The organism is Rhizobiales bacterium NRL2 (genome assembly GCA_001664005.1).
Classification (GTDB): domain Bacteria; phylum Pseudomonadota; class Alphaproteobacteria; order Minwuiales; family Minwuiaceae; genus Minwuia.
The window spans coordinates 3,558,177-3,582,923 of sequence record CP016093.1 but is presented as its reverse complement, the minus strand read 5'-3'; the positions used below and the strand labels follow the sequence as shown (position 1 = coordinate 3,582,923).

24 protein-coding genes are annotated in these 24,747 nt (G+C 68.3%); 11 read left to right on the top strand and 13 right to left on the bottom strand.

Annotated elements, in window-relative coordinates; all coding sequences use genetic code 11:
• Positions 1 to 36: 36 nt before the first annotated feature.
• Positions 37 to 759, top strand: a complete 723-nt coding sequence (locus TEF_16685; protein ID ANK82242.1) for an alpha/beta hydrolase — start codon at positions 37 to 39, stop codon at positions 757 to 759.
• An 18-nt stretch (positions 760 to 777) separates the two neighbouring features.
• On the opposite strand, the gene TEF_16680 is transcribed toward TEF_16685, so the two are convergent.
• Positions 778 to 1,059, bottom strand: coding sequence for a hypothetical protein (locus TEF_16680; GenBank protein ANK82241.1), 282 nt, complete (start codon positions 1,057 to 1,059; stop codon positions 778 to 780).
• An 88-nt stretch (positions 1,060 to 1,147) separates the two neighbouring features.
• On the opposite strand from TEF_16680, the gene TEF_16675 reads away from it, so the two are divergent.
• Positions 1,148 to 2,152, top strand: a complete 1,005-nt coding sequence (locus TEF_16675; protein ANK82240.1) for a hypothetical protein — start codon at positions 1,148 to 1,150, stop codon at positions 2,150 to 2,152.
• A gap of 188 nt (positions 2,153 to 2,340) precedes the next feature.
• Here the strand turns inward: TEF_16675 and TEF_16670 are convergent, their stop codons facing one another.
• From TEF_16670 to TEF_16660, 3 genes are all read right to left on the bottom strand, one after another.
• Positions 2,341 to 2,700, bottom strand: a complete 360-nt coding sequence (locus TEF_16670; GenBank protein ANK82239.1) for a hypothetical protein — start codon at positions 2,698 to 2,700, stop codon at positions 2,341 to 2,343.
• A gap of 93 nt (positions 2,701 to 2,793) precedes the next feature.
• On the bottom strand, positions 2,794 to 3,294 hold the full coding sequence (locus TEF_16665) for a protein-export chaperone SecB (GenBank protein ANK82238.1): 501 nt from the start codon (positions 3,292 to 3,294) through the stop codon (positions 2,794 to 2,796).
• Between the two features lie 73 nt (positions 3,295 to 3,367).
• The gene (locus tag TEF_16660; GenBank protein ANK82237.1) at positions 3,368 to 3,865 is read right to left on the bottom strand and encodes a hypothetical protein; all 498 of its coding nucleotides are present in this window, start codon (positions 3,863 to 3,865) and stop codon (positions 3,368 to 3,370) included.
• Between the two features lie 101 nt (positions 3,866 to 3,966).
• Between TEF_16660 and TEF_16655 the strand changes: the two genes are divergently transcribed.
• Genes TEF_16655 through TEF_16640 form a run of 4 tightly spaced genes read left to right on the top strand, consistent with a single transcriptional unit; the run spans position 3,967 to position 8,141 of the window.
• Positions 3,967 to 4,671 carry a hypothetical protein gene (locus TEF_16655; GenBank protein ANK82236.1) on the top strand — a complete coding sequence of 235 codons (705 nt, stop codon included), beginning with the start codon at positions 3,967 to 3,969 and terminating at the stop codon, positions 4,669 to 4,671.
• Positions 4,667 to 5,836 carry a hypothetical protein gene (locus TEF_16650; protein ID ANK82235.1) on the top strand — a complete coding sequence of 390 codons (1,170 nt, stop codon included), beginning with the start codon at positions 4,667 to 4,669 and terminating at the stop codon, positions 5,834 to 5,836. The genes TEF_16655 and TEF_16650 overlap by 5 nt, the downstream gene beginning before the upstream one ends.
• Before the next feature lie 54 nt (positions 5,837 to 5,890).
• Positions 5,891 to 7,555: a DNA alkylation response protein gene (locus TEF_16645; protein ANK82234.1), complete on the top strand. Its 1,665-nt coding sequence runs from the start codon at positions 5,891 to 5,893 to the stop codon at positions 7,553 to 7,555.
• 22 nt (positions 7,556 to 7,577) lie between these two features.
• Positions 7,578 to 8,141 carry a hypothetical protein gene (locus tag TEF_16640; GenBank protein ANK82233.1) on the top strand — a complete coding sequence of 188 codons (564 nt, stop codon included), beginning with the start codon at positions 7,578 to 7,580 and terminating at the stop codon, positions 8,139 to 8,141.
• 12 nt (positions 8,142 to 8,153) lie between these two features.
• Here TEF_16640 and TEF_16635 read toward each other — a convergent pair whose 3' ends face one another.
• Positions 8,154 to 8,444: a 4a-hydroxytetrahydrobiopterin dehydratase gene (locus TEF_16635; protein ANK82232.1), complete on the bottom strand. Its 291-nt coding sequence runs from the start codon at positions 8,442 to 8,444 to the stop codon at positions 8,154 to 8,156.
• A 121-nt stretch (positions 8,445 to 8,565) separates the two neighbouring features.
• On the opposite strand from TEF_16635, the gene TEF_16630 reads away from it, so the two are divergent.
• Entirely contained in the window at positions 8,566 to 8,964 is a 399-nt protein-coding gene (locus TEF_16630) for a hypothetical protein (GenBank protein ID ANK82231.1), read from the top strand.
• A 51-nt stretch (positions 8,965 to 9,015) separates the two neighbouring features.
• Here the strand turns inward: TEF_16630 and TEF_16625 are convergent, their stop codons facing one another.
• Both TEF_16625 and TEF_16620 read right to left on the bottom strand, forming a co-directional pair.
• Complete coding sequence (locus TEF_16625) at positions 9,016 to 9,636, bottom strand: hypothetical protein (GenBank protein ANK83560.1); 621 nt, start codon at positions 9,634 to 9,636, stop codon at positions 9,016 to 9,018.
• Positions 9,637 to 9,757: 121 nt separating this feature from the next.
• Positions 9,758 to 11,038 carry a hypothetical protein gene (locus TEF_16620; GenBank protein ANK82230.1) on the bottom strand — a complete coding sequence of 427 codons (1,281 nt, stop codon included), beginning with the start codon at positions 11,036 to 11,038 and terminating at the stop codon, positions 9,758 to 9,760.
• A gap of 98 nt (positions 11,039 to 11,136) precedes the next feature.
• On the opposite strand from TEF_16620, the gene TEF_16615 reads away from it, so the two are divergent.
• From TEF_16615 to TEF_16605, 3 genes are read left to right on the top strand one after another with little or no spacing between them, the layout of a single operon-like run.
• Positions 11,137 to 11,838 carry a hypothetical protein gene (locus TEF_16615; GenBank protein ID ANK82229.1) on the top strand — a complete coding sequence of 234 codons (702 nt, stop codon included), beginning with the start codon at positions 11,137 to 11,139 and terminating at the stop codon, positions 11,836 to 11,838.
• A 37-nt stretch (positions 11,839 to 11,875) separates the two neighbouring features.
• On the top strand, positions 11,876 to 13,882 hold the full coding sequence (locus tag TEF_16610; protein ANK82228.1) for a hydantoinase: 2,007 nt from the start codon (positions 11,876 to 11,878) through the stop codon (positions 13,880 to 13,882).
• A gap of 47 nt (positions 13,883 to 13,929) precedes the next feature.
• A complete protein-coding gene (locus TEF_16605) occupies positions 13,930 to 15,354 on the top strand; it encodes a hydroxyacid dehydrogenase (protein ANK82227.1) in 1,425 nt (474 codons plus the stop codon).
• On the opposite strand, the gene TEF_16600 is transcribed toward TEF_16605, so the two are convergent.
• The 6 genes from TEF_16600 to TEF_16575 form a co-directional block, all read right to left on the bottom strand.
• Positions 15,344 to 17,539, bottom strand: coding sequence for a hypothetical protein (locus TEF_16600; protein ID ANK82226.1), 2,196 nt, complete (start codon positions 17,537 to 17,539; stop codon positions 15,344 to 15,346). The two genes, TEF_16605 and TEF_16600, sit on opposite strands and share 11 nt — an antisense overlap.
• Positions 17,540 to 17,655: 116 nt before the next feature.
• Positions 17,656 to 18,195 carry a ubiquinone biosynthesis protein UbiB gene (locus TEF_16595; protein ANK82225.1) on the bottom strand — a complete coding sequence of 180 codons (540 nt, stop codon included), beginning with the start codon at positions 18,193 to 18,195 and terminating at the stop codon, positions 17,656 to 17,658.
• Positions 18,192 to 18,686, bottom strand: a complete 495-nt coding sequence (locus TEF_16590; GenBank protein ID ANK83559.1) for a hypothetical protein — start codon at positions 18,684 to 18,686, stop codon at positions 18,192 to 18,194. Before TEF_16590 ends, TEF_16595 begins: the two co-directional genes overlap by 4 nt.
• A gap of 36 nt (positions 18,687 to 18,722) precedes the next feature.
• On the bottom strand, positions 18,723 to 19,304 hold the full coding sequence (locus TEF_16585; protein ANK82224.1) for a cytochrome B: 582 nt from the start codon (positions 19,302 to 19,304) through the stop codon (positions 18,723 to 18,725).
• Between the two features lie 126 nt (positions 19,305 to 19,430).
• Positions 19,431 to 21,089 (bottom strand): acetolactate synthase, encoded by a 1,659-nt coding sequence (locus tag TEF_16580; protein ID ANK82223.1) that lies wholly within the window; start codon positions 21,087 to 21,089, stop codon positions 19,431 to 19,433.
• Between the two features lie 37 nt (positions 21,090 to 21,126).
• The gene (locus TEF_16575; GenBank protein ANK83558.1) at positions 21,127 to 21,348 is read right to left on the bottom strand and encodes a hypothetical protein; all 222 of its coding nucleotides are present in this window, start codon (positions 21,346 to 21,348) and stop codon (positions 21,127 to 21,129) included.
• A gap of 246 nt (positions 21,349 to 21,594) precedes the next feature.
• On the opposite strand from TEF_16575, the gene TEF_16570 reads away from it, so the two are divergent.
• Positions 21,595 to 24,744: a hypothetical protein gene (locus tag TEF_16570; GenBank protein ID ANK82222.1), complete on the top strand. Its 3,150-nt coding sequence runs from the start codon at positions 21,595 to 21,597 to the stop codon at positions 24,742 to 24,744.
• The last annotated feature ends 3 nt before the right edge of the window (positions 24,745 to 24,747 follow it).

Sequence of the window (24,747 nt, the reverse complement as noted above, 5' to 3'; positions counted from 1 at the left end):
TGCAGGATCGCCCAGAACAGGCAGGGGAGGCGTAGCATGCCGACATTCACGCGCGGGGATGCGGAGATCCATTACGAGGTGCACGGCGACGGGCCGGCGGCGGTGCTGGCGCTGGCGCCGGGCGGCATGCGCTCGGCCGTGTCCTACTGGCCGAAGATGCCCTGGGATCCGATGGCGCGCCTGGCCGATGGCTACCGGGTCGTCGCCATGGACCAGCGCAATGCCGGGCAGTCGAAAGCCCCGATCCGTCCCACCGACGGCTGGGCCGAATACCGCGACGACCAGCTCGGCCTGATGGACCATCTGGGGATCGAGCGCTTCCACGTCGTCGGCATGTGCATCGGCGGCTCCTTCATCGCCGAGCTGGCGCGGCATGCGCCCGAGCGCGTGGCCTCGGCCGTGATGCTGCAGCCCATCGGCCTGGACGGCGACCGCCGGATCTTCTTCGACATGTTCGACGGCTGGGCCGGGGAGGCGAAGGCCGGGCACCCGGAGGCCAGCGATGACGATTTCGCAGCCTTCCGGCAGAACCTGTTCGGCGGCGAGGACTTCCTGTTCAGCCAGGGCGAGGCCTTCATCGCGAAATGTCCGGTCCCGCTGCTCGTCATGATGGGCAACGACGCCTACCACCCGGAGGCCACCTCGCGGCGCGTGGCCCAGCTCGCCCCCGACGCCATGCTGGTGGAGGAGTGGAAGGAGCCCGAGCACATCGAGGCGGCGGCCACCACGATCCGGCAGTTCCTCGACGCGCATTCCTGAGACGGGGCGGCGCTCGCGCTACAGCCATTCTTCCTCCGTCAGGCGGGCGGTCAGGGTGGCGAGCTGCAGCGTGATCTGCGGCACCGCCACGGACTCGCCGAAATGGCCCCGGGTCATGGGGCCGATGGCGAGCAGGTTCGCGTGCGCCGCGCCGTCGGGGCCGAGGGTCTCGCAGCGGTCGTTGACGGCCAGGCCCACGCCTGTCGGGTTCCGCGCCAGCAGGCCGGCCGCCAGCGCGTCGCGGACGAAACCGATGCCGGACCGGCCCGGATCGGGGTTCGGCCCGGTGCAGTTGATCACCCGGTCGTAGATGGCGGTTCGTGCCGCTTCGCCGCCCCGTTCGCGCAGCGTGACCTCCAGGCCATCCCCGGCGACCCGCGCTGCGACGATGCGGCCGGCGGCCGGCGGCCAGCGTCAGCGACCCGTCGGCCATACGTTCCCGCACGATGCGGTTGATCTGCGGCGCGACCCGGAAGCGGTGGCAGTCGTACCAGGGTTTCAGATGGCGGAAGAAGCGCCGCTTCTCCTCCAGCGGCAGACGCGGCCAGATGTGGCGGGCGGCATCCCGGATGGAATCGAAGGCGTCCCGCCAGCTGACGCCCCGGGCGGCGTCCGCCCTGACATCGGCGCGGATCCAGCGCAGCACCTCGCCCACCGTGCGCGGTTCGCCATGTTTCTCGATCAGGGCCGGCACGGGCGCGGCGATACGGCGGAGCAGTTCGGCGATGCCGGGGAACTCGCCCTGTTCGCGGGGCAGCAGCCCGCGCCGGGAGACGGCGTCGATCCGCCCCCGGTGTCCCCGCAGGGTCAGGGAGGCGATCATGTCGACCGCGGTCAGGCCGCTGCCGATCAGCAGTACGCGGTCGTCCGCTCCGACGGCTTCCAGCGCGCCGTCGCCCCAGGGATCGCCGGAATAGCCCGGGGCCTCGAGAAACGCGTCCGGCAGAACCGGGGGCCGGGCCGGCCGCTCATTGCCGACCGCCAGCACCACGAGATCCGCGTCGAGCGGGGCGCCGCCGGCGAGTTCCAGGCGGAACCCGGTGGACAGCGGGCGCAGCGCCGTCACCCTGTCGCGGCAGTGGCGGAGCGTCGAACCGGATGCGTTGCTTTCGACGGCGGCGGCGAACTGACCCATCATGAAGCGGCCGAAGGCCTCGCGCCGGGCGAAGAACTCGCCCTCGTCGGTGACGCCGCCCGGATCGGCCGTCCGGGCGCCGCTCTCGTCCAGCCAGCGCGCGAACCGGGGCAGGTCCTCGCGCTCCACCACCATCAGGCTGTCTTCGACGTTGAGGCGTACCGCGGGATCGTGGACGTCATAGGCCGCGCCGCAGCCGACCCGCGCCCGGGGCTCGATCACCATGATCTCCAGCGGCGAAGGCGCGGTCTTCGCTAGCTGGATCGCCGCCGCTGCACCGGAATAGCCGCCGCCGGCGATGGCGACCCGGCGGCGCGTCACCTGCTTCACTCGATCGATTCCGTCATTGCGGCCATGCTTCCGGTCCTCTGCGGGCGATCTTCCGACGATCGGGCTGCGTATCGCAAGCGAAGAGCCGTTCGATTTCGCGGTAGCCGCAGCCGCGATCAGATCGGCTTGGCGAAAACGAAGAATGCGCCCAGCGCGATCAGGGAAAATCCGGCGCCGTGGTTCCAGGTGATCTTCTCATCGAGATAGAGGACCGCGAAGCCGGCAAAGACGACAAGCGTGATCACTTCCTGAATTGTCTTGAGTTCGGCGGCGCTCCAGACCGCATAGCCGATGCGGTTGGCCGGCACGGCCAGGCAGTATTCGAAGAAGGCGATGCCCCAGCTCGCGAGGACGGCGATCCAGAGCGCGGAGCCCTGGTACTTCAGATGCCCGTACCAGGCGAAGGTCATGAAGATGTTCGACAGGGACAGCAGGACGAACGGTGCAAGCACCGGCCAGGCGCTGGCGATATGCATGGAGGGTCTCCGTGGCGCGAAACCGGAGGAGCCTAGCGGTCCACCGGCGCCGGCGCACGCCGCATTGCGCGCAGGCCGGTCTGCGTCCGAAGCCTAGTTCTCCGTGTCGCCCTGCTGCTGCTGGGCGGCCTGCTGGCGCTGCTTGTTCTGCTGGTAGAGGCGGACGAAGTCGATCGGGTCGAGCAGCAGCGGCGGGAAGCCGCCGTCCTGGGTGACATCGCCGATCACGCGGCGCGCGAAGGGGAAGATCATCCGCGGCACCTCGATCAGGCAGGCCGGCTCGATCTGTTCGTCGGGCAGGTTCACCAAGGTGCAGACTGCGCCATAGGCCAGATCGACGATGAAGACGGGCTGGTCGTCGCGCTTCGCATTGACGTCCAGTTTCAGCAGGACCTCGAAGACATTGCCTTCGATGCGGCGGGCGTCGATGTCGACGCTGACCGAGATCTTCGGCTGTTCGTTCTGCTTCAGGAAGACCTCCGGCGCGTTCGGCGCCTCGAAGCTCAGATCCTTGACATACTGCACGTTCAGCCGGATCTGCGGCTGCTGGTTCTGTTGCGGGGGCTGCTGGTTGTCGCCTGTTTCCTCGGCCATGTCTCTCGGCTCCGCTCGGTACGTCTCGGGGCCTGTCCGCTAGCATGGCCGGCCCCGCTTGTCACAGCGAAATTCAGGACCTGAGACGGTCCCGGTCGGGCTCCACGGTCTCGTATTCGCCGTCGATCACCGGGCCGCCCGGATCGCGCCGGGGGCCGCCCGGACCATGGGGACCGTGGGGCGGTTCGCCCGGCCCGAATCCGCGCGCATTCACCTGCACCTGGATGCGCCGTCCGATCAGCCTCGCGATGGCCTTGCGCAGCGGCGGCAGGAACAGCAGGAACCCGATCGTGTCGGTCACGAAGCCCGGCGTCAGCAGCAGCAGCCCTGCGGCGAACAGGCACAGTCCCTCGAACATCTCGAAGACCGGCGGGCGGCCCTGATCCATCTGTTCGCGGATGCGGCGGACCACGCCATATCCCTGGATCCTGAGCAGCGCCGTGCCGGCGATGCCGGTCAGCAGCACGATGGCGAGCGTGGGCCAGAGTCCGATCCAGCCGCCGGCTTCGATGAAGACGGCGATCTCCAGGATCGGCATTCCGATGAATAAGGCGAGCAGCAGTAGCGGCATGGCTTGTTCGGGCAACCTCCGAAGCCTATGTTACGAGAGCAGGCGACGCAGACATTGCGCGCCAGGAACCAAGACCGGCGCCAGACGCCGGAGCGAGTGATATGGGATCTGACTTTCCGTTTTTCGAGGTCGTAATCTTCGGCATGATCGCCGCGTTCTTCTTCCTGCGGCTGAAGAACACGCTCGGGCGAAGGACCGGTCATGAGCAGGAAGAGCCGCGTTCGCATGTCGACCGGCGCGGCGAAGAGCCCGCCAAGAACGGCCGCCAGGACGATAACGTGATCCGCCTGCCGGGTCAGGATGCGCCGCGGGATACCGATTTCGACATCGAACCCGACCACGACGCCACGCCTCTCGACCGCGCGCTCAACGAGATCGGCCGGGCGAGCGGCGGCGGGTTCGACCGCTCCAGCTTCGTCGAGGGCGCGAAGGCGGCCTACGAACTGATCGTGACGTCCTACGCCAAGGGCGACAAACAGGCCCTGAAGCCGCTGCTGGCCGGCAAGGTCTACAAGAATTTCACCGACGCCATCGACCGGCGGAAGGCCGAGGGCCAGACCCAGGAAACCGAGCTCGTCGGCTTCGACAGCGTCGAGATCGTCGAGGCGCGCGTCGTCGACCGCAAGGCCGAGGTCACGGTCAGGTTCGTCTCCGAGATGATCTCCGTCACCCGCGACAAGGACGGCGAGATCGTCGCCGGCGACGCCGAGGACATTTCGGTGGTTACCGACATCTGGACCTTTGCCAAGGATGCCCGCTCCCGCGATCCGAACTGGGAGCTGATTTCCACCCGCTCCGCGCATTGAGGCCCGGCCCGTGAAGCACGCCGCGCCCGTCGCCCTGGCGCTGGCGCTGATGGTGGCGGCGCTGGCCGGGTTCTGGTGGCTGTTGTTCCGCGAACTGGCCGAGCGCCCGCCCGAGAAGCCGCCCGCAATCGCCTTCGAACAGACCGGCGTCGCCGCGCTGCCCGGCTGGGGAGACGACAACCTCGAGGGCTTTCGCGCTGCGATGATGCGAAGCTGCGCCCACTGGCCGCGGCGCGCCAATCCGCTGGGGCCGCATCTGGCCGCCGCGTGTGCTGCGGTCCCCGAGGACGACGCGGCCCTGAAGGCGCATCTGACCGATGACTGGACAGCCTGGCGCGTGGCCGAAGGCGAAGGCCGGCTCACCGGCTATTACGAGCCCGTCTATCCCGGCAGCCGCGAACCTTCGGCGCGCTACGATGTGCCGCTGCACCGCGTGCCCGGCGATCTGGTGACCGCGCGTCTCACCGACTTCAGCGATGACCTCGACGGCACGATCCGCGGCCGTGTCGATGGCGACCGGCTGGTGCCCTATCACGACCGCAAGGCGATCCGGCAGGGCGCGCTGGACGGCCGCGGGCTGGACCTCCTCTGGCTCGCCGATCCGGTCGACGCCTTCTTCCTGCAGATACAGGGTTCGGGACGCGTCGCGCTACCCGACGGCGAGGTCGCCTATGTCGGCTATGCCGGGCAGAACGGCCGCGCCTACCGCGCCATCGGCCGGGATCTGATCGCCTGGGGCGAAGTGGCTGCGGCGGACATGTCGATGCAGGCGATCCGGCAATGGCTGGAGGACAATCCCGGCCGCGTCCACGAACTGCTGGATCTCAATCCGTCCTATGTCTTCTTCACCGAGCGCGAGACGGAAGGCGCGATCGGCGCCGAGGGCGTCGTCGTCACGCCGGAGCGTTCGATCGCCATCGACCGCCGGCTCTGGTATTTCGGCCTGCCCTTCTGGATCGAGGCGCCGGGCGTCGAAAGCGAGGCGGCGATCCGGCGGCTGGTCATGGGCCAGGACACCGGCGGCGCCATCCGCGGCCCGGTGCGGGCGGATCTGTTCCTGGGTCCCGGCGACGAGGCCGGCGAGAGGGCCGGCCGGCTCAACCGGCCGCTCGCCATGTGGCTGCTGCTGCCCCGGGGCGTCGATCCGACGCTCGCGCTGCGCTAGGACAAGCGCGCCGATCCGCACTATCTTCGACGGCAACAGGGAGGTCCGATCCGAATGTCCCATCTTCGCCCCCGCGCCGAACTCACGACCCATGAAGTCAGCAACCAGCCGCCGCCGCTGGAGGACTACAATCTCTACCGCTCCGATGCGGCGTTGAGGGAGGCGCTGAACCGCCACGGCGCGGGCTGGGCCGAGGCGCATGTCGACGCCATGGGCGAGGAGCTGGGCCGGGCCGAAACCTTCGAGCATGGCCGGCTCGCCAATGTCTTTCCCCCGGTGCTGAAGACCCATGACCGCTACGGCCACCGCATCGACGAAGCCGAGTTCCACCCCAGCTACCACCACATGATGGCGCTCGGCATGCGCCACGGGCAGCATTCGATCGCCTGGGAGGGGCGCAAGGGCGGGCACGCGGCGCACGCGGCGATGCTCTACATGACCTACCAGGTCGAGGGCGGCGTCTGCTGCCCGCTGACCATGACCTATGCGGCGATGCCGGCGCTGCAGCGCCAGCCGGAAGCGACGGAGATCTGGCGGAAGGGGATCATGAGCCGCGAATACGATCCGCGCTCGATTCCGCCGGAGCAGAAGACGGGGCTCACCATCGGCATGGCCATGACCGAGAAGCAGGGCGGCTCCGACGTGCGCGCCAACACCACACGGGCGAAACCGCTCGGTGCGGGCGGGCCGGGCGGCGAGTACGAACTGACCGGCCACAAGTGGTTCTGCTCGGCGCCCATGTGCGACGCCTTCCTGACCCTGGCCTACACGGACGAGGGGCTGTCGTGCTTCCTGTTGCCGCGCTGGCGGCCGGACGGGACCCGCAACGCCTTCCAGCTCCAGCGGCTGAAGGACAAGCTGGGCAACAAGTCCAACGCCTCCTCGGAGATCGAGTATCACGGGGCCTGGGCAGTGATGATCGGCGAGGAGGGGCGTGGCGTCCGCACCATCATCGACATGGTGATGCACACCCGCCTGGACTGCACCGCCGGGCCGACGGCGCTGATGCGCCAGGCCGTGGCGCAGGCCGCGCATCACGTCGAACACCGCGTCGCCTTCCAGAAGAAGCTCAGCCAGCAGCCGCTGATGCGCAACGTCATCGCCGACCTCTCGGTCGAGCAGGAGGCCGCGACGGCGATGTTCATGGCCGTTGCCCAGGCCTATGACGACGGCATGGCGGACGAGGAGGCAGCGGCATTCGCCAGGATCGCCGTCTCGGTCTCCAAATACTGGGCCAACAAGCGGGTCACCCCGCTTATCGTGGAGGCCATGGAGTGCCTCGGCGGCGCCGGCTATGTCGAGGAGACGATCATGCCGCGGCTTTTCAAGGAGGCGCCGCTCAACGGCATCTGGGAAGGCTCGGGCAACGTCATCTGCCTGGACGTCCTGCGCGCCATGCAGCGCGAGCCCCATGCGCTGGAGCTGTTCCTGAAGAGCCTCAACGACGCCAGGGGGCAGGACGCCAGACTGGACGCCGCCGTCGACGATCTCGCCGCCGAGTTCGGCCGCCCGGAGGGGATCGAGCTGCGTGCGCGGCGCATCGTCGAGAAGATGGCCATGACCTGGCAGGGCGCGTTGCTGACCGCCGCTGCGCCGACGGCCGTCGCCGACGCCTTCCTGGCCAGCCGTCTCGACGGAGACTGGGGCCGGGCCTTCGGGACGCTCCCCGACGGCCTGGATCTGCAGCCGATGATCGACCGCGCCATGCCGGCAGCCTGAACCGAAACGCGGAGAACCGAGAATGAAGCCCATCGAACTGGTCACCAACCGCGCCTCCGTAGGGCCGAAGCTGCAGACCGACGAGGAGATAACAGACGCGGAGCTGGAGACGCTTTATGCGGCGGCGATGACTGCGCCGGACCACGGCAAGCTGACGCCGTGGCGGTTCCTCACCATCCGCGGCGAGGCGCGCGGCCGGCTGGGGGACATCTTTGCCGAAGCAGCGGAGAAGCGCGGGGAGGACGCCGGGGCGGTCGAGAAGGACCGCAAGAAGCCGCTCCGCTCACCCGTCGTGATCGCCGTCATCGCCCGTATCACGCCCGATCATCCGAAGGCCCCGCCAGTGGAGCAGGTGCTGGCGGCGGGCATGGCCGGCTACAACATGGTTCTGGCCGCGCAGGCGGAGGGCCTCGGCGCCATCTGGCTCTCCGGCGCGCCGGCCTATGACCGGCACGTGCTGCAGGCGCTCGGCATCGGCCCGGACGAGCAGCTTCTGGGCTTCATCTATGTCGGCCGGCCCAAGCGCGAGTTCGCCGGTCCCCGCCGCGCCGACTGGCGGCAGTTCGTCAGCGAGTGGACGGGGTAGCCGCCGGGCCGCCTAACCGGCCGCCTTGTCCATGAACTTCGCCAGCTTGACGTCCTTGTCCGTCAGCCCGCCGGCGTCGTGCGTGGACAGGGTCACCTCGACGGTCTTGTAGACATTGAACCACTCGGGATGGTGGTCCATCTTCTCCGCCTTCAGGGCGACGCGGCTCATGAAGCCGAAGGCCTGGTTGAAGTCCCTGAACTCGAAGGTTCGCTTGATCGCGTCCCGGTCTTCCACCATCGACCAGCCCTTCAGTTCGGTGAGCGCCTCCTGGCGTTCCTTGTCGCTCAGCTTCTCGCTCATCTCGGCCTCCGTTGCCTGCGTTGTCGGTCCCACCGCATGTAGGACACATGGTGCCGGCTGGTAAGGGCGCCGCTGCGCCAGAGCATTGCCAAACCGTGCCCGCGGAGACAAATAGGAAGTCATGAACCGCGCATTCATGCGAGACGCAGACCTCGAGACCATCGCCCGGCTGGGCGAGAAGGCGCTGTCGGAGATTCCGCCGGAACTCGCGCAGCACTGCGAGGGACTGGTGATCCGCGCCGCGGAGTACGCCGATGACGAGGTGCTGGACGACCTCGGCATCGACCATCCGCTCGACCTGCTGGGTCTCTATCATGGCGTCGGCCTGCCCTGGAAATCGGTCAACGACCCCGGCGGCGACCAGGACATGGTCTGGCTCTACCGCCAGCCGATCCTCGATTACTGCCGGGAAACGGGCGAGGACCTGGAGCATGTCGTCCAGCATGTGCTGATCCACGAGATCGGCCATCACTTCGGCTTCTCCGACGACGACATGGACCACATCGAGACGGAGGCCTAGGGGCCGCCCCTCCCCGGGGCTGTGGCATCACCCCGCCGGTGACAGCGTGGTTCAGCGCATGGTGCTGTAGTCGTCGGGGACGTGGAACAGATAGTCGTTCTCGTCCATCGCCCGGTGACAGCCGTGGCAGAAGTCGACCCGGCGCGGGTTGGCGCCGGTGGAGTCGCCGATCACGGCGCCTTCGGGCGAGACCATGACATAGCGCCAGTCGGCGGTCGCCGGATTGGCGCCTGCCTCCAGCTTCTCCATCAGGAAAAGGGAATCCGGATAGACCCGGCCGTCATTGGTGAAGGCGAAGCTGTCCTTGGCAATGACGGCCCCCGGCGGCATGGCGGGGGCGTCCTCGCCCTGCCCGTAGCCGCGCGCTGCCTCGTTGGCGTAGTTGTTCACATAGCGGCTGCCGTGCATCTGCGAGAGATACGGGGCCTCGTTGTAGCGCCTCCAGTCCTGGTAGGATGACGCGGCCGCCAGTTCCGAGCGGGCATAGCCTTCTCGCATCTCGTCCTTCAGTTCGGTGTAGTGATAGCTTGCCTTGTCCTCGCTCAGCCGCTTGGCGTCGAGAGATTCGAAATCGGGCTTGGGCTCCGTCGCCCGGTCGGCATGCTGTTCCGCCGCCAGCGGGAGCACCGACAGGCAGGCGATGGCCAGGGCAGGGGCCAGGTATCTGGAAATGGGTGACACGGATACGCTCCTGATACTCTACCGCTTCCTTCCGTGACATTTGGGTCCGGGGCGTGCGCATGCCACCGTTGGCCAACAAGATGTCACACCGCACGGCGGAGGCTCCGTGGGCTCAGCCCGGCCAGAGGCCCTTTGTCATGTCGCGCCAGGCGTCGCGCAATTCCTCGCGGAAATCGGGTCCCGCGATCTCGATCAGCGCCTCGGGCCGCTGGTGCACGGGCAGGTTCTTCAGATGGGCCGCGCCATGTTCGGTGACGACGTAGTCGATGTCGGTGCGGAGTCCGGTCGTGATCCCCAGCGGATCGAGGCGGGCGACGATGCGGCTGACCTTGCCCCGCGCGGCGGTGGCGGTCATGGCCAGGATCGCCTTGCCGCCGCGGCTGCGCTGCGCGCCGCGCATGAAATCGACCGACCCGCCGGTGCCCGAGATCTGGCGGCCTTTCACAGTCTCGGCGTTGAGCTGGCCGAACAGGTCGACCTCCAGCCCCGAATTGATCGAGATGAAATTGTCGATCCGGCCGATGATCGCCGAATCATGGGTGTAGGAGATCGGCCGCCAGGCGATGTCGCGGCGCCCGTCTGTCCAGTCGTAGAGCGCCTGGGAGCCGTTGGGGACGCCGGCCACGTGGAGCCCGGTGTCGATGGATTTCCGCCGGCCATTGGCGTTGCCATTGTCGATCAGCTCCGGCATGCCGTCGGCCAGCATGCCCGAATGGATGCCGAGATCGTTCTTGGTCCTGAGCGCGCGCAGGAGCGCCACGGGCAGCGTCCCGATCCCGATCTGGATGCAGTCGCCGTCCGCGATCATGGCGGCGACATTGTCGGCGACCGCCTGGACGTCCGGGGTGATCTCGCCGATGCCGAGCGTCGGTCCGGGATGGTCGGTGCGGATGGCGATATCAATCCTGTCCGCCGGCACCGGCGGGGCGCTGCCGCCGTCAGGCATGCCGGCATTGATCTCCGCGATCACCAGCTTCGCCTTGTCGAGGACGGCGGACTGGCTGTCCAGGCCGAAGCCGTGGCGGTAGGTCCCGTCCGGCCCCTCGCGCAGCGACACCAGCGCGACGTCGATATCGAGGTCCTGCTCCAGATAGCGATAGAGCGCGTGATACTGCTTCGGAATGAACGCCGTCTGCCCGCTCGCCATGCTGTCGCGGTTGTCCGGCGTGCCGAAGAAGGCGATGGCCCGCGCGCTCTCGTGCAGCGCCGAATAGTCGTTGCGGTTCATCCCCGGTACGGCGACGCCGACGAAGGTGCAGCCGCGGCCCGCGTCCGGGTCGGCGGCGATCGCCGAAACCAGATCCGTCGGCTCCCCGGCCGAGCCCTGGATGTAGACCGTGGCGCCGGCGGGAATGCGCTTCACCGCTTCCGCCGCCTCCAGAAATTCCGTCATGCGCTTGCCTCCCCTGATTCCGGCAACAGGTTACAGGCGGAGAAAGAGGGAGGACAGGGAATGGAAGCCAGGGATTACGCTGCCGCGGGTCGCGCCGGATGAGCCGGCCTCACTGTCTCGTCGTCGGCGTCGGGCCGGGGCTCGGCCTGCACGTCGTCCAGACGTTTCTTGCGGGCGGCTATCGCGTCTCCATGATGGCGCGCCATGAAGGCCGGCTGGCGGCATGGGAAAGCGAGAACCCGGGCGCGACCGGATTCGCAGCCGACATCGCCGACATCGAGAGCTACCGCGCCGCGCTGAAGCGCGTGGTCGAGGCGCAGGGCCTGCCGGACGTCGTCATCTACAACGCGGCGATCGCGGCCTTCGGCGGCTACGAAGACGTGACCGTCGAGCAGTTCGAGGGCGCATTCCGCGTCAACGCGACGGGGCCGCTGGTCACGGCGCAGGAACTCTGTCCCGCGATGGTCGAGCGCGGAACGGGTCGGCTGATCGTCACCGGCAACACCGGCGCACTGCGCGGCAAGCCGAACTTCATCGGCTGGTCGCCGTCCAAGGCAGGCGGGCGGATCGTCGCCGAGGCGCTGGCCCGGGATCTCGGGCCGCAGGGCGTCCATGTCGCCTATGTCGTGGTCGACGCGCTGATCGACATGCCCTTCGTCCGCAAGCGCTGGCCGGACATCGACGAATCGAAGCTGGCGAAGCCCGCCGACCTCGCCGCAGAGATCTACCGCACCGCGCATCAGCCGGCTTCGGCGCGCTCCTTCATGGTGGAACTGCGTCCAGCTGGCGAACCGTGGTAGAGATTCACGGTCTCGGATCAGGGGAGGATTGGGGCGCATGCGTGTAGGTGTGGAAGTCGGCGGTACGTTCACCGACCTTGTGGCCATCGGCGAGGACGGACGATTGAAGGTGGCCAAGGTGCCTTCGACCCCGTCGCGCCCGGACGAGGGCGCTCTGGCGGCGATCGAGGCGGCAGGCCTGGATCTGTCGCAGGTCGACGATCTCGTTCACGGCTCGACGGTGGCGACCAACGCCATTCTGGAGCGCAAGGGCGCCAGGGTGATGCTGGTGACGACGGAGGGGATGCGCGACATCCTGTTCCTGCAGCGCCACAATCGCCGGCGCATCTACGATCTCGCCTACGCCAAGCCGGAGCCGGTGGTGCGCCGCCGCGATGTGGTCGAGGCGCCCGAGCGCATCGGCGCCGACGGCAAGGTGGCGACGCCGCTCGATCTCGAGGCGACCATGGAGCGCATCGCCGAGCGCATGGCCGAGGATGACGGCTATGGCGCTGTGGCCATCTGCCTGCTCAACGCCTATGTCGACCCGGCCCACGAACAGCAACTGGCGGACGCCATCCGGGCGCGCTTCCAGCAACTCAAGGTGACCTGCTCGTCGGACGTCTGCCGGGAGTTCCGCGAATACGAGCGCGCCTCCACGACGGCGCTTGCGGCCTATGTGCAGCCGGTGATCGACGCCTATCTCGGCCGCTTTTCCGAGGCGCTGGCGGCACGCGGCCATCGCGGGCGGTTCTCGGTCATGCAGTCGAACGGCGGCAGGCTGCCGGCGGCGGGCATGGCGAAGTCCGCGATCACGGCCCTGTTCTCCGGACCCGCGGCTGGCGTGGTCGGCGCGGCGCGCCAGGCCGGCCGTTCCGGTATCGGCAACATCATCACCTTCGATATGGGCGGCACATCGACCGATGTCTGCCTGGTCCGCGACGGCCAGCCCGACCTCGCGCCGTCCACGGAGATCGACGGGCTGCCCGTGAAGACGCCGGTGATCGACATCGCCACGGTCGGGGCGGGCGGCGGCTCCGTGGTCTGGATCGACGACGGCGGTCTGTTGCGCGTCGGCCCGGAATCCGCGGGCGCCGAGCCGGGGCCGGCCTGCTATGGCCGCGGCGGGACGACGCCCACCATCACCGATTGCCACCTGGTGCGGGGGACCATCCGCGCCGAGACGTTCCTCGGCGGCGACATGATGCTGGACCGCGCCGCCGCGGCGTCGGCGCTGGAGCCGGTGGCGGAACGCCTGGGCCTGTCGCTGACGGAGGCCGCGGACGCCGCGATCCGCGTGGCCGAGGCCAATATCGTTCGGGCCATCCAGCGCATTTCGACCGAGCGCGGCCACGATCCGCGCGACTTCGCCCTAGCGCCCTTCGGCGGGGCCGGCCCCATGCTGGCCTGCCGGGTGGCCGAGGATCTCGGCATCGCCACCGTGGTGGTGCCGCCGGCGGCGGGCGTGCTCTCCGCATATGGCCTGCTGGCCTCTGATTTCGTCCATTTCGAGAGCGTGACCCGGCAGACGCGCCTCTCCGCCGAGGCGATGGACGAAATCCGCGCGACCATTGACGAAGTTTCCGCCGCGGCGGCGAAGCAGTTGAAGGAACTGGGACTTGGCGGCCCCATCGAGACGCGGATCAGTCTGGACATGCGCTATGTCGGCCAGGCCTTCGAGATCGCCGTCGATCTGCCCGGCGAGGGCCGCGGGATCGATGCGGAAACCATCGGCCGGCTGTTCGCGGAAGCGCATCACCGTGTCTTCGAGTTCGACAAGGCCGGCGGCGCGGCTATCGAGATCGTCGCCTTCCGGGCCCGCGCCGCGGCCTCGCCGGGCGCGCCGCCGGAACTGGAAGGCGATGCCGGCGGCGCGGAGCCGGCGACCGTCACCCTGTTCGAGCGCGGCATGGAACAGCAGGCGGCCTGCGGTCCGCGTCCCGCCGCCGGCAGCACGCTGGCCGGGCCGGCGCTGATCGAGGACGGCACCTCGACCATTCTGCTGGCCAGCGGCTGGTCCGGCGCGGTGGACGGGGCGCACAACCTGATCCTGAAGCGTGGCTGAGCGGTGCGCCGGATGCGGCCACAGGCGTTCTGCATTACATTGGTTGCATGAACGAGATTGCGCGCGGCACGATTGAAAGGCTGATCGCGGTCGTCGGGCCGCAGGGCGCGATCACCGATCCGGACGACATGGCGCCCTATCTGGTCGAGTGGCGCGACAAGTGGCGCGGCAAGTCGGCGCTGGTGCTGCGGCCGTCGTCGACCGCGGAGGTGGCGGAGATCGTGCGCATCTGCGCCGAGACGGGCACCGCGATCGTGCCCCAGGGCGGCAATACCGGACTGGTGGGCGGCTCCATTCCCTTCGAGGGCGGCGACGAGATCGTTCTCTCGCTCGGCCGCATGAACCGCGTGCGCGCGGTCGATCCGCTGAACGACACCATCACCGTGGAGGCGGGCTGCATCCTGGCCGACGTGCAGGCGGCGGCGGACGAGGCCGAACGGCTGTTCCCGATGCGCATCGCCTCCGAAGGCACCTGCCAGATCGGCGGCAACCTTTCGACCAACGCCGGCGGCACGGCGGTGCTGCGCTACGGCAACATGCGCGATCTGGTGCTGGGCCTGGAAGTGGTGCTGCCCGACGGCCGTGTCTGGAACGGGCTGCGCGGCCTGCGCAAGGACAATACCGGCTACGACCTGAAGCATCTCTTCATTGGCGCGGAGGGGACGCTGGGCGTCATCACGGCGGCGGTGCTGAAGCTCTACCCCAGGCCCGCGGACCGGCAGGTGGCGTTCGCCGCGATCCCGAATCCCGAGGCCGCCGTCGAACTGCTGTCGCTTGCCAAGGACGTTTCCGGGGGCCAGGTCACGGGTTTCGAGATCCTGCCCCGGCTCGGGCTCGAACTGGTGCTGAAATCCCTGCCGGACGCGCGCGATCCCTTCGGTGACGTCCATCCCTGGTACGTGCTGATCGAGATGTCCTCGGGCGAGGGCGGGGGCGCCCTGCGCGAGGCCATGGAGACGGCGCTGGCGCGCGGCTACGAGAAGGAACTGGTGGCCGACGCCACGATCGCCGAGTCCGAAGCGCAGGCGCAGCAGCTCTGGGCGTTGCGCGAAGGTCTCTCCGAATCCCAGAAACTCGCCGGCGGTTCCATCAAGCACGACGTCTCGATCCCCGTGCCGAAGATGCCGGCCTTCATCGACCGCGCCGACCGCGCGCTGGAAGAGGTGATTCCGGGCTTCCGCTCGCTCGCCTTCGGCCATATCGGCGATGGCAATGTCCACTACAATCCGCTGCAGCCCGAAGGCGCCGACACCGAGGCCTATCTCGCCCGCTGGCAGGAGGTCGCCGACGTGGTGCACGGCATCGTCCACGAAATGGGCGGCTCGATCAGCGCCGAGCACGGGCTGGGCCGGCTGAAACGCGACGAGGTGCGGCGCTACAAGTCGGAGGTCGAACTGGAGCTGATGGCCTCGATCAAGCGCATGCTCGATCCGGACAACATCATGAATCCGGGAAAGGTGATCAGCCCGTAACGGCGTCGGGCAGCGCGACGGCGGTCGCGCGTTCGGCGGGGAAGATCATGCGTACGCGCGTGCCCCGGCCCTGGGTGCTGTCGATCAGCAGCGAACCGCCATGCAGTTCCATCAGCCGCCGTGTCAGCGGCAGGCCGAGGCCAGTGCCTTCCGCCGCAATTTCCGAGCGCGCCCGGCCGAAAGGCTCGAGCACCTGATGCAGATCGTCCTGGGGAATGCCGACGCCGTTGTCGGCGATCTCGACAAAGGGCTGTCCGCGGTCGGTCTCGCCGATGCCGATGGCGATGCGGCCGTCGTCGCCGGTGTATTTCACCGCATTGCCGATCAGGTTGATCAGCATCTGGCGCACGGCCCGCCGGTCGGCGCGGACCATGTACGGCCCCTCGCCATAGGCGCGCACCAGTTCCTTGCTCTCGATATCGACGCCCAGCAGATGGATGATGCGCTCGATCTCCGCCCTGAAGTCGACGTTCTCGTCCTCGATGGTGTAGCGTCCGGCCTCGACCTTGGAGATATCCAGCAGGTCGTTGACCAGACTCAGCAGGTGTTCGCCGCTGGCGGCGATGTCGATGGCGTAGCCGCGGTAACGCTCGTTGCCGATGGGGCCGAGCAACTGGTCGGACATGATGGCGGAAAAGCCGAGAATGGCGTTGAGCGGCGTCCGCAGTTCGTGGCTGACATTGGCGATGAAGGCGGACTTCGCGGCGTTCGCCTGCTCGGCCCGCTCCAGCGACTTCAGCGCCCGGTTCTGCGCCTGGGTCAGGGCGGTCACGTCGCGGCCGATGCCGCGGTAGCCCTTGAAGGCGCCGTCCGCGTCATACTGGGGTTCGGCGCTGATGCGCGCGTATTTCAGCTCGCCATTGGCGTTGTAGAACTTGATCTGCCAGTCGCGGTAGGCCTCGTGACGGCGCCAGACCGCCAGCAGATCGTACCATGCGGCTGCGTCCGCCGGTTCCAGGTCGGCCGTGCGCATTTCCACGATTTCCGCCCAGGGCCGGCCGACGAACTGTTCCGGCGACACACCGCCGACGCTTTCGTAGCGGCCCGACAGATAGGTCAGCCGCAGATCCGCGTCGGTTTCGAAATACCAGTCGGAGGCCATTTCGGTCAGATCGCGGAACCGCTTCTCGCTCTCCTTCAACGCCTCGGAGGCCAGCTTGTTCTCCGTGATGTCGAAATAGATGGCGTCCAGGTAGTTCCGGCCTTCACGGTCGACCACCGTCCAGCCGATCTCCCTGATCCAGCGGAACTCGTCCTTGTCGGGGTGACGGAAGCGGAACTCGATGGAGTAGGGCTTGTCCTCGGGCCGTCGAGCCTTCATGAAGCCGACATAGCGATCCCGGTCGCGTTCGTCGATCAGATCGAACCAGGAGAGCTGATCGCCCGCGCCTTTTCCGGAGGGTCGGCTGTCGGCCAGTTCCAGCGCGCGTGAATCGCCCCAGACCTTCAGATCGCCCTTCTCCAGGTCCCGGCGGGAGAACAGGATCCCGCGGGCGTTGCGCATGAACAGCTTCATCTGCTGATCGCGTTCGCGGAAGGCGGTGACGTCGTTCAGGAGCTGCAGCGATGAGCCGTCGCCCATACGAGTGGTCGTGGACAGCGCCCAGCGGCCCGAGGGTGTCAGGCCGAGCCTCGGCCTGCCGGGTTCGTGGAAGCCGGCCATCAGATCGTTCTTCCAGTCCTGGGCCGTGCCGGCGGGCGGGCTGAAGCCGTAGCTCTCGATGATCGCGTCCAGCTGCCTCTCGAAGGTCTCGCCGAGCGCCGGAAAGCCCGCGCAAGGCGGGAAATAGTGGCGGATGGCGGCGTTGTAGGCGCGCAGCCGGTCGTCGCTGTCGAAGAACAGGATCGCCATGTCGCCGAGCGTGGCCGAGGCGACCCAGTCGGCGACGCCGTCGGTCACCGTCTTGGCGGTCTCGCGCTGGGCCTGCCAGAGGGTCAGTCCGTCACCAACGGGTTTGGCATGGAGCAGCCAGCCGGGCTGACCGGGAAAGGGATTCCTGTCCCTGCGTCCTTCCGCTGCGCTGAGGACATCGCGCCGCCCGGCCTCGGAATCGGGGAGAAGTTCGCGGAACATCGCGTTGGCGACCACGACGCGGATACCGCCTCCGCTGCCCTCGGTCAGCGCCGCCGGTACGTCCAGCAGCTTGAAGGCCGCTCTCCACATCGCGTCGTCCGGTCGGGTCATGCTACCCAGCGCCTCACCCATCACGCATCCCGCTTCATAGGGAGCCTACATCCTAAGGGGGTGCGGGTTAACGAAAAGGTAAACATGGCGTGCGCCGGACCGCACGGATTCCGGGTTCAGATCCGGGTCGACAGCCAGATGGCGAGACGCGAGCCGGCCTTGATACCGGCGGTCAGCAGATCGTAGCCCGGCGCCCCGGCGGCGTCGTGGGCGCGCGCCGTGTCGCGGTGTTCCAGTTCGTCGGCGCGAAACCGCTGGATGGTCTCGCGCAATTCCGCCTCGTCGTCGTCCAGCTCCGCGGCCTGGGCCGCGTAGTGCTCGTCGATCACTTCCTCCACCGCCTCGGTGCAGGCCATGGCCGCTTTCTCGCCCATCAACGCGGTGCCGGCGCCCAGCGCGAAACCGGCCACGTGCCAGATCGGCGACAGCAGGGTGGGGCGGACATGGCGCTCGTTCATGATGCGGTCGAAGGTCTCCATGTGGTGGAGTTCCTGGTCCGCCATCTGCCGGATCGTCTCGACCGACCTGGAACCGCCGAGGACGGCGAGCTGGCCGTCATAGATGCGTTTCGCGCCGTACTCGCCGGCCTGGTCGACGCGGATGATGCGTGCGATGCGCTCCTCGAGCGGCGTGTCGCCGGGCAGCGGTTTTCTCATCGGCTCCTCCTGCCGCTTGACCGGACCGCAAGGGTCAGCGCAAGCATGGCCGCGAACCCGCCATAGACCACGTTCCAGCCCGCGATCGAAAGGCCGAGAAACGCGAAGGGCACCTGGTCGCAGCGCGCCGGCTGTGTTCCCAGCACCTGGGAGCGCAGGGCGTCAAGGTCGCCGGGCGTGCCCGCGCCGGTACAGGTCTCCAGTCCCTGCCAGAGACCTTCCTCGACGCCGGCATGGAACACGCCGACGCCCGCGCTGGCCGCGAAGCAGAGCGCCGCAGCCGCGGCCAGCCAGCCGCTCCGCCAGCCCAGCGCCCAGGCGGCTGCGCCCAGGACGAGGGCGGCGAGATAGGGCCAGCGCTGCCAGACGCAGAGCGGGCAGGGCGCCAGGCCGAAGACGTACTGGGCGATCAACGCCGCGGCCAACGGCAGCGCCGCCAGCGCCGCGATCACCAGTCCCAGGCGGGCGTCCAGGCGGTCGAAAAGGCTCATGATCAACCCTCTAGCCGGGCTGCTTCCCGCCGGCAATCAGAGAAAATAGCGCACGGCGACGAAGCCGCCGATCAGGCAGACCGTGAAGATCAGGACGAGGATGCCGAGATAGCGCTCGATGAAGGTGCGGATGGGTTCGCCGAACCACCACAGCAGGGCGGCGACGAGGAAGAACCGCAGGCCCCGTGCGGCGATGCTGGCGGCGGCAAAGGTAATCAGGTTCAGCGCCGTGGCGCCCGAAGCCACGGTGATCACCTTGTAGGGAAAGGGCGTGACGCCGAAGAAGAAGACGATCCAGCCCCCCTCCTCGTTGTAGCGCAGGCTGAACTCCGCGAACTGGTCGAGCGCGCCGTAGAACGCCAGCAGCGGCTTGCCCACGGCCTCGAACAGGAAGGCGCCGATGGCGTAGCCCAGCAGCCCGCCCAGCACGGAGAAGACCGTGGCGATGACGGCGTAGCGAAAGGCCTTGCGGCGGTCCGCAAGGATCATGGGGATGAGAACGACATCGGGGGGGATGGGGAAGAAACTGGATTCGGCGAAACTCACTCCCGCCAGGCCCCAGCTCGCCCGCCGATGGGCGGCGAGGCTCATCGTCCAGTTGTAGAGACGCCGCAGCACCTGTTTCGCTTCTCCCCGAATCGCGCCCGGCGAGGATGGTCGGCGGGTCCGCAAATGTCCATCGCGCAAAGGAAAAGGGCGGACCCGCGCGGGCCCGCCCCTTCCGTTGACCGGTTCCGAGAAGTTTCAGATGACGGCTTCCAGCTCGCCCAGACGCCGGGTCATCTTCACGTTCTCCGCATAGTCGATCGGCAGCGCGATCAGTGCCGGACCCTTCTGCTTGAAGGCCTCCTCCAGCGCCGCCGGCAGCTCCTCGGCGGATTTCAGGTTCCTGCCCCAGATGCCGAAGGCGGCGGCCATGGCAGCGAAGTCCGGGTTGGTGAAGGACAGCGCCGAATGCTTGCCGTCGAACTGGTTTTGCTGCTTCCACTTGATCAGGCCGTACTCGCCGTCGCACCAGACCATCCAGACGACGTTGATGCCCAGCCGCGCCGCCGTCTCCATGTCCTGGACGTTCATCATGAAGCCGGCATCGCCGTTGATCGCCAGAACCTTGCTGTCGGGCTTGGCGATCTTGGCGCCGATGGAGCCCGGCATCGCGAAGCCCATGGTGCAGAAGCCGTTGGAGATCAGACAGGTATTCGGCGTGTCGCACTGGTAGTAGCGGCTGATCCACATCTTGTGGGCGCCGACATCCGAAAGCACGATGTCATCGGGACCGAGGAACTCGCGCACGTCCCACAGCACCTTCTGCGGCTTCATCGGGAAGGATGTGTCGTCCTTCTCCATGGCGAAGTCGTCCAGGATCGTCTGGCGCAGCGGCTGCACGTCGTCGATGTTGAACGGCGGCTCCTTGATGCCGCGGGAGTCCAGCTCCTCGTTGATCTGCCAGAGCGCGTCGGCGATGTCGCCCTGGACGTCGACGGTGACGTCGTAGTCGCTGTCGATCTCCGCCGGCCAGAAGTCGATATGGACCATCTTCTTGCCGGGAGTCTTGTTCCAGTGGCTGGGGCTGTACTCGACCAGGTCGTACCCGACCGAAATGATGGTGTCGCACTTGTCGATGTAGACGTTCGCGTGGTCCTTGCCCTGCAGGCCCATCGTGAACAGGCAGTACTTCGACGACCGCGGCACCGCGCCCTTGCCCATGAAGGTGTTGATCACGCCGACGCCGAGCTTCTCGGCCATGATCTCGAGCTGCTTGGCGGCACGCTTCCGGATGGCGCCGTTGCCGGCGAGGATCATCGGCCGCTTGGCCTTCAGGATGACGTCGACGGCTTCCTTGACCGCCTTGTGGTCGGCGCCCGGGCGTCGGGTGCGGACCGGCTTCAGCGGCGGGCGTCCCTCGACCTGGTGCTTGGCCAGGTCCTCGGGCAGTTCGATCATCACCGCGCCGGGCTTCTCGGCCTCGGCGGTCTTGAAGGCCTTGCGCACGATCTCGGGGATTGCGCCGGCATTGGAGATGGTCTGCGCCCACTTGGTGATGGGGCGGAACATGGCGATCGAGTCCATGTTCTGGTGGCTTTCCTTGTGCAGTCGGTAGGTCCCGGCCTGCCCGATGATGCCGACGACCGGCGCGCGGTCCATGTTGGCGTCGGCGATGCCGGTGACCAGATTGGTCGCGCCCGGGCCCAGCGTGGCCAGGCAGACGCCCGACTTGCCGGTCAGGCGGCCATAGACGTCGGCCATGAAGGCCGCAGCCTGCTCATGACGGCAGAGCACGAATTCGATCTTGCTGTCGATCAGCGAGATCATCGTGTCGGCGTTTTCCTCGCCCGGAACGCCGAAAATCCTTTCGACGCCTTCTTCTTCCAGACATTTCACGAAAAGATCGGATGCTTTCATCGCACTCCCTCCATTGCCCCCCTCGAGACGAGGCTTCCTATTTCTTCGACGGAGCGCCGGCGGTGCCGCCGTCCCCATCACTGTCGTCCGTCAACCGGCCGCCCTCCAGCAGCCGTTCACGCCTTGCCGCCGCGTCCGCGTCGCGGCGCTTCTCGACGCCGGTACGGCCGTGACGCACGCGGTTCTCGGCGGCGCGCGCTGCTGCCCTGGCGCGTTCGCGTGTCTTCCGGAAGCGATTGAGGCTGACGATCTCGGCCATGCTCACCGCCTCGCGGGAAGCGGGCGACGGCGTGCGCCGCGCCCAGGCCATGCAATGTCGTAGAGATCGCCCACCGTGACCCAACCCCTCTTGATGCCGGGAAGCTTAGCCGATCATGGCGGTGGCGCAAGCGCCGCGGCATCCGCGGTGTCCGCCGTCACTGCGATTGCCTCCCATGGCGGTGCGTGATTTAACGGGCGCGCGTTTCCCGACAGGGCAATCCAGAGGAACCGGCAAGGGCGTCAGGTGCGTGCATTTCTGATCATTCTGGCGATCCTGGTCGCGCTCGTCTTCGGCGTCCTGTTCGCCGCGCCGCTGGTGATCGATCCGGAGGACTATCGCGGGGATGTCCAGGCCGGTCTGTCGCGGGCGCTCGGTCAGCCGGTGCGGCTGGAGGGCGAGCTTGCGTTCCGGATCCTGCCGACGCCCCGGCTTACCGCCGGCGGCGTGGTGGTGGAGGGCGGTTCGGCGCGCGACCTCGATCCGATCCTGACCGCGCGGCGCGCCGAGATGCGCCTGTCGCTCGGCGGTCTGCTGGCAGGCGAGTTCCTGGCCGAGCGGATCGAACTGGTAGAGCCGGTGATCACGCTGCACGCGGACCTGACCGGCCGCACCAACTACGCCGGACTTCGCGCTCCCGACCAGGGGGACGGTCTCTCGATAAGCGTACTCGGCATTTCCGGCGGCGTACTGAACTACCGCGATCAGCCGGCCGGCCGCGCCCTGTCCGCATCGGACCTGTCGGGCGAGATCAACCTGGACGGCAGCGCAGGAAGCGTCACCGGTCATCTGGCCGGGGTCTGGCAGGGCCGCGACGTCGACGTCAATTTCAGACTCGGCCAGGGCGCGCGGCCGTCGCTGTTCGTCGAAATGAATCTGGACGACACCGCCATGGCGCGGTTTCAGGGCCGCCTTGCCGATCCGGCCGCCGGTGTCGCCGAAGGCCAGTTCGAGGCGGATATCGCCGATCTGCGCGCATTCGAGAACCTCTTCGCGCTGGTGCCGCCGGGCGAGGAACCGGTGCCGCTGCGCTTCCGTGCCGGCGCGCGGCTGGACGGATCGGAACTGGTGCTCGACGGTATCAGCGGCATGCTGGCCGACGCCGCCTTCGGGGGCCGGTTCAGCGCGGACCTCGGCGCGTCGCCCTCTCTGGATGTGGCGCTGGCCTTCGACAAGCTGGCCGGCCCGCCGCTGCTCGCCTCGTTGCGGCACTGGCCCGACGGCGCCGCAACGGCGGCGCGCGCGCTGGATCGTCTGCCCGAACTGGGCGCGGCCATCCGTCTGGATGTCGGCCTGGTGGAGTTCGGCGACGGCTATGTACGCCAGTTCACTCTGGACGCCCGGCTGGCCAATGGCGCGCTGTCGATCGGCCGAGTTTCGGCGCTGCTGCCGGGCGGTTCGGATCTCGCGTTCTCCGGCGAACTGCGTCTCGCGGCCGGCGCCTATCGGCTGGAGGGCTCGGTCGAGATGGTTTCCGACAATCTGGTCAGCCTGCTTGAATGGAGCGGGGCGACGGTGCCGCTGGATGCCCGTGGCCGGTTGCGCAATCTCAGCCTGTCCGCTGCGGTGGGCATTACCAGCGACGTCGCCCAGATCACCGGGATCGATCTGCGTCTGGACCAGTCGCGGCTGACCGGCGGGATCGCCATCGCCCTGGTCGAGCGCCCGTCCTTCAGCCTCGACGTCGCCGTCGATCAGATCAATGCCGACGCCTATGCGGGCCTGTTCGGCCTGCGCGCCTGGCGATGGAGCGTCCTGACGCCGGATCCGGCGGCCCCCCGGCTGCCGCTGCTGGACCGCTTCGATACCAACGCCATCATACGCATCGACCGTCTGGTCGCCGGCGCCGAGGTGGCCGAGGACGTCCTGCTCGAGGCGGGTCTGCTGGACGGAAACCTGACTCTCACGGCGCTGCGTATCGGCGCGCTGCAGGGCGCGGAAGTGCTGATTTCGGGCCGGGTCGACACGCCGGAGAACCCGCAGTTCGCGCTGGAGGCGAAAGTCACGGCGCCGGACATGGGCGCGTTTCTGGGCGCGCTGGGCGCGACAGGCGGCGGCATGGCCGGCCGTTTGCGCGATGCGACGCTGGACGCCGGGCTGGAGGGCGGCTTCGCTTCGGCCGCGGTCTCCGTGGCGTTCGGTTCGGCGGAACTGGACGGACGCATCGAGGGTGCGGTCGCCGACTGGTTGGCGGCGCCTCAACTCGACCTCAGGGTGAGTCTGGATAGTCCCAGCGCGCCGGCGCTGCGCCGCCTGGCGTTTCCGGATTGGCGGCTGCCTTTCGCGCTGGCGGGGCCGGTAACGGTCGAAGGGACGGTGACCGGATCGCCGGAGCGGCTGGGGATTGCAGGCCGTATGGACGCCATGGCGGCGCGGCTGGACCTGACCGGCGAGGTCGGCGGGAACGAGGAAGGCGAGACGGCCTACCGCTTCGACGCCCGCCTGCGTCATGGTGATGTCATCGCCCTGATGGAGAGCCTCTGGAGCGGCTACAGGCCGTCGGCGGCCGGCGGCGCGGCGCTGGACGCGACTGCTGTGGCGGAGGGCGGGGCATTCGGCCTGCGCCTGGCGGAGCTGGAGGCGAGGGCCGGCGACGATCGCCTGAGCGGTGCGGTCGGGATCGACTGGCGCGGCAAGCCGGAAGTGGTCGCGAACGTGACCGACGGCCGTCTGGATCTGGGCCCGTACCTGCCGAAATCCGCGGCGGAGAACGAGACCGGAGGACGGCGGTGGTCGCTCTCTCCGATCGGCACGAGCTGGCTGCGCGGCGTCCGCCTGGACGCCACGGTCGACATGGAGCGGCTGACGGCAGATGGCCTGTCGCTGGCGCCGTTCCATGCATCGCTCGCCATCTCCGACGGCCGGATGGTGGCGGAGGACCTGCGCGGCGGCATCGGCGAAGGCGAAATCGGCGGCCGAATGACGTTCGGCGCCGACGGCGTGCCCTTCGTCGAGGCCGAGGTTCAGGGGCGCGGCGTGCAACTGTCCCCGATGCTCGCGGCGCTGCTGGGCGAGTTGCCCGCGCTGGAAGGCGATGCCGATTTCGAGGCCGCTCTTGAGGGGCGCGGCGTGACCGCCTTCGACATGATCCGCGCGCTGTCCGGACGGATCGAGATCACACGCGCCGATCTGGCCTTCGATCCCGTCGACGAGACGTTGCCTTCGCCCGATCTGGAAGGCCTGGCAGGAACGCTCGAGGCCACCCGCGGGGTGCTGCGCACGACCAGACCGTTCGCTGACGCCGGGGGGGCGGCAACGATAATCGGCAGCATCGACCTGCCGCGTTGGCGGCTCGATCTCGAGTTGAGAGGTCTGGAGGGTGCGGGCGGGGCCGACCCGGGGACACTGTCCATTGCTGGGCCCCTGGATGCGCCCCGGTTGAGCGTCGCGCCCTGACCA

Coding starts and splice junctions, on each gene's coding strand:
- TEF_16685 (ANK82242.1), top strand. CDS start 37: ATGCCGACATTCACGCGCGGGGATGCGGAGATCCATTACGAGGTGCAC.
- TEF_16675 (ANK82240.1), top strand. CDS start 1,148: ATGCGGCCGGCGGCCGGCGGCCAGCGTCAGCGACCCGTCGGCCATACG.
- TEF_16670 (ANK82239.1), bottom strand. CDS start 2,700: ATGCATATCGCCAGCGCCTGGCCGGTGCTTGCACCGTTCGTCCTGCTG.
- TEF_16665 (ANK82238.1), bottom strand. CDS start 3,294: ATGGCCGAGGAAACAGGCGACAACCAGCAGCCCCCGCAACAGAACCAG.
- TEF_16660 (ANK82237.1), bottom strand. CDS start 3,865: ATGCCGCTACTGCTGCTCGCCTTATTCATCGGAATGCCGATCCTGGAG.
- TEF_16655 (ANK82236.1), top strand. CDS start 3,967: ATGGGATCTGACTTTCCGTTTTTCGAGGTCGTAATCTTCGGCATGATC.
- TEF_16645 (ANK82234.1), top strand. CDS start 5,891: ATGTCCCATCTTCGCCCCCGCGCCGAACTCACGACCCATGAAGTCAGC.
- TEF_16640 (ANK82233.1), top strand. CDS start 7,578: ATGAAGCCCATCGAACTGGTCACCAACCGCGCCTCCGTAGGGCCGAAG.
- TEF_16635 (ANK82232.1), bottom strand. CDS start 8,444: ATGAGCGAGAAGCTGAGCGACAAGGAACGCCAGGAGGCGCTCACCGAA.
- TEF_16630 (ANK82231.1), top strand. CDS start 8,566: ATGAACCGCGCATTCATGCGAGACGCAGACCTCGAGACCATCGCCCGG.
- TEF_16620 (ANK82230.1), bottom strand. CDS start 11,038: ATGACGGAATTTCTGGAGGCGGCGGAAGCGGTGAAGCGCATTCCCGCC.
- TEF_16615 (ANK82229.1), top strand. CDS start 11,137: ATGAGCCGGCCTCACTGTCTCGTCGTCGGCGTCGGGCCGGGGCTCGGC.
- TEF_16610 (ANK82228.1), top strand. CDS start 11,876: ATGCGTGTAGGTGTGGAAGTCGGCGGTACGTTCACCGACCTTGTGGCC.
- TEF_16605 (ANK82227.1), top strand. CDS start 13,930: ATGAACGAGATTGCGCGCGGCACGATTGAAAGGCTGATCGCGGTCGTC.
- TEF_16600 (ANK82226.1), bottom strand. CDS start 17,539: ATGACCCGACCGGACGACGCGATGTGGAGAGCGGCCTTCAAGCTGCTG.
- TEF_16595 (ANK82225.1), bottom strand. CDS start 18,195: ATGAGAAAACCGCTGCCCGGCGACACGCCGCTCGAGGAGCGCATCGCA.
- TEF_16590 (ANK83559.1), bottom strand. CDS start 18,686: ATGAGCCTTTTCGACCGCCTGGACGCCCGCCTGGGACTGGTGATCGCG.
- TEF_16580 (ANK82223.1), bottom strand. CDS start 21,089: ATGAAAGCATCCGATCTTTTCGTGAAATGTCTGGAAGAAGAAGGCGTC.
- TEF_16575 (ANK83558.1), bottom strand. CDS start 21,348: ATGGCCGAGATCGTCAGCCTCAATCGCTTCCGGAAGACACGCGAACGC.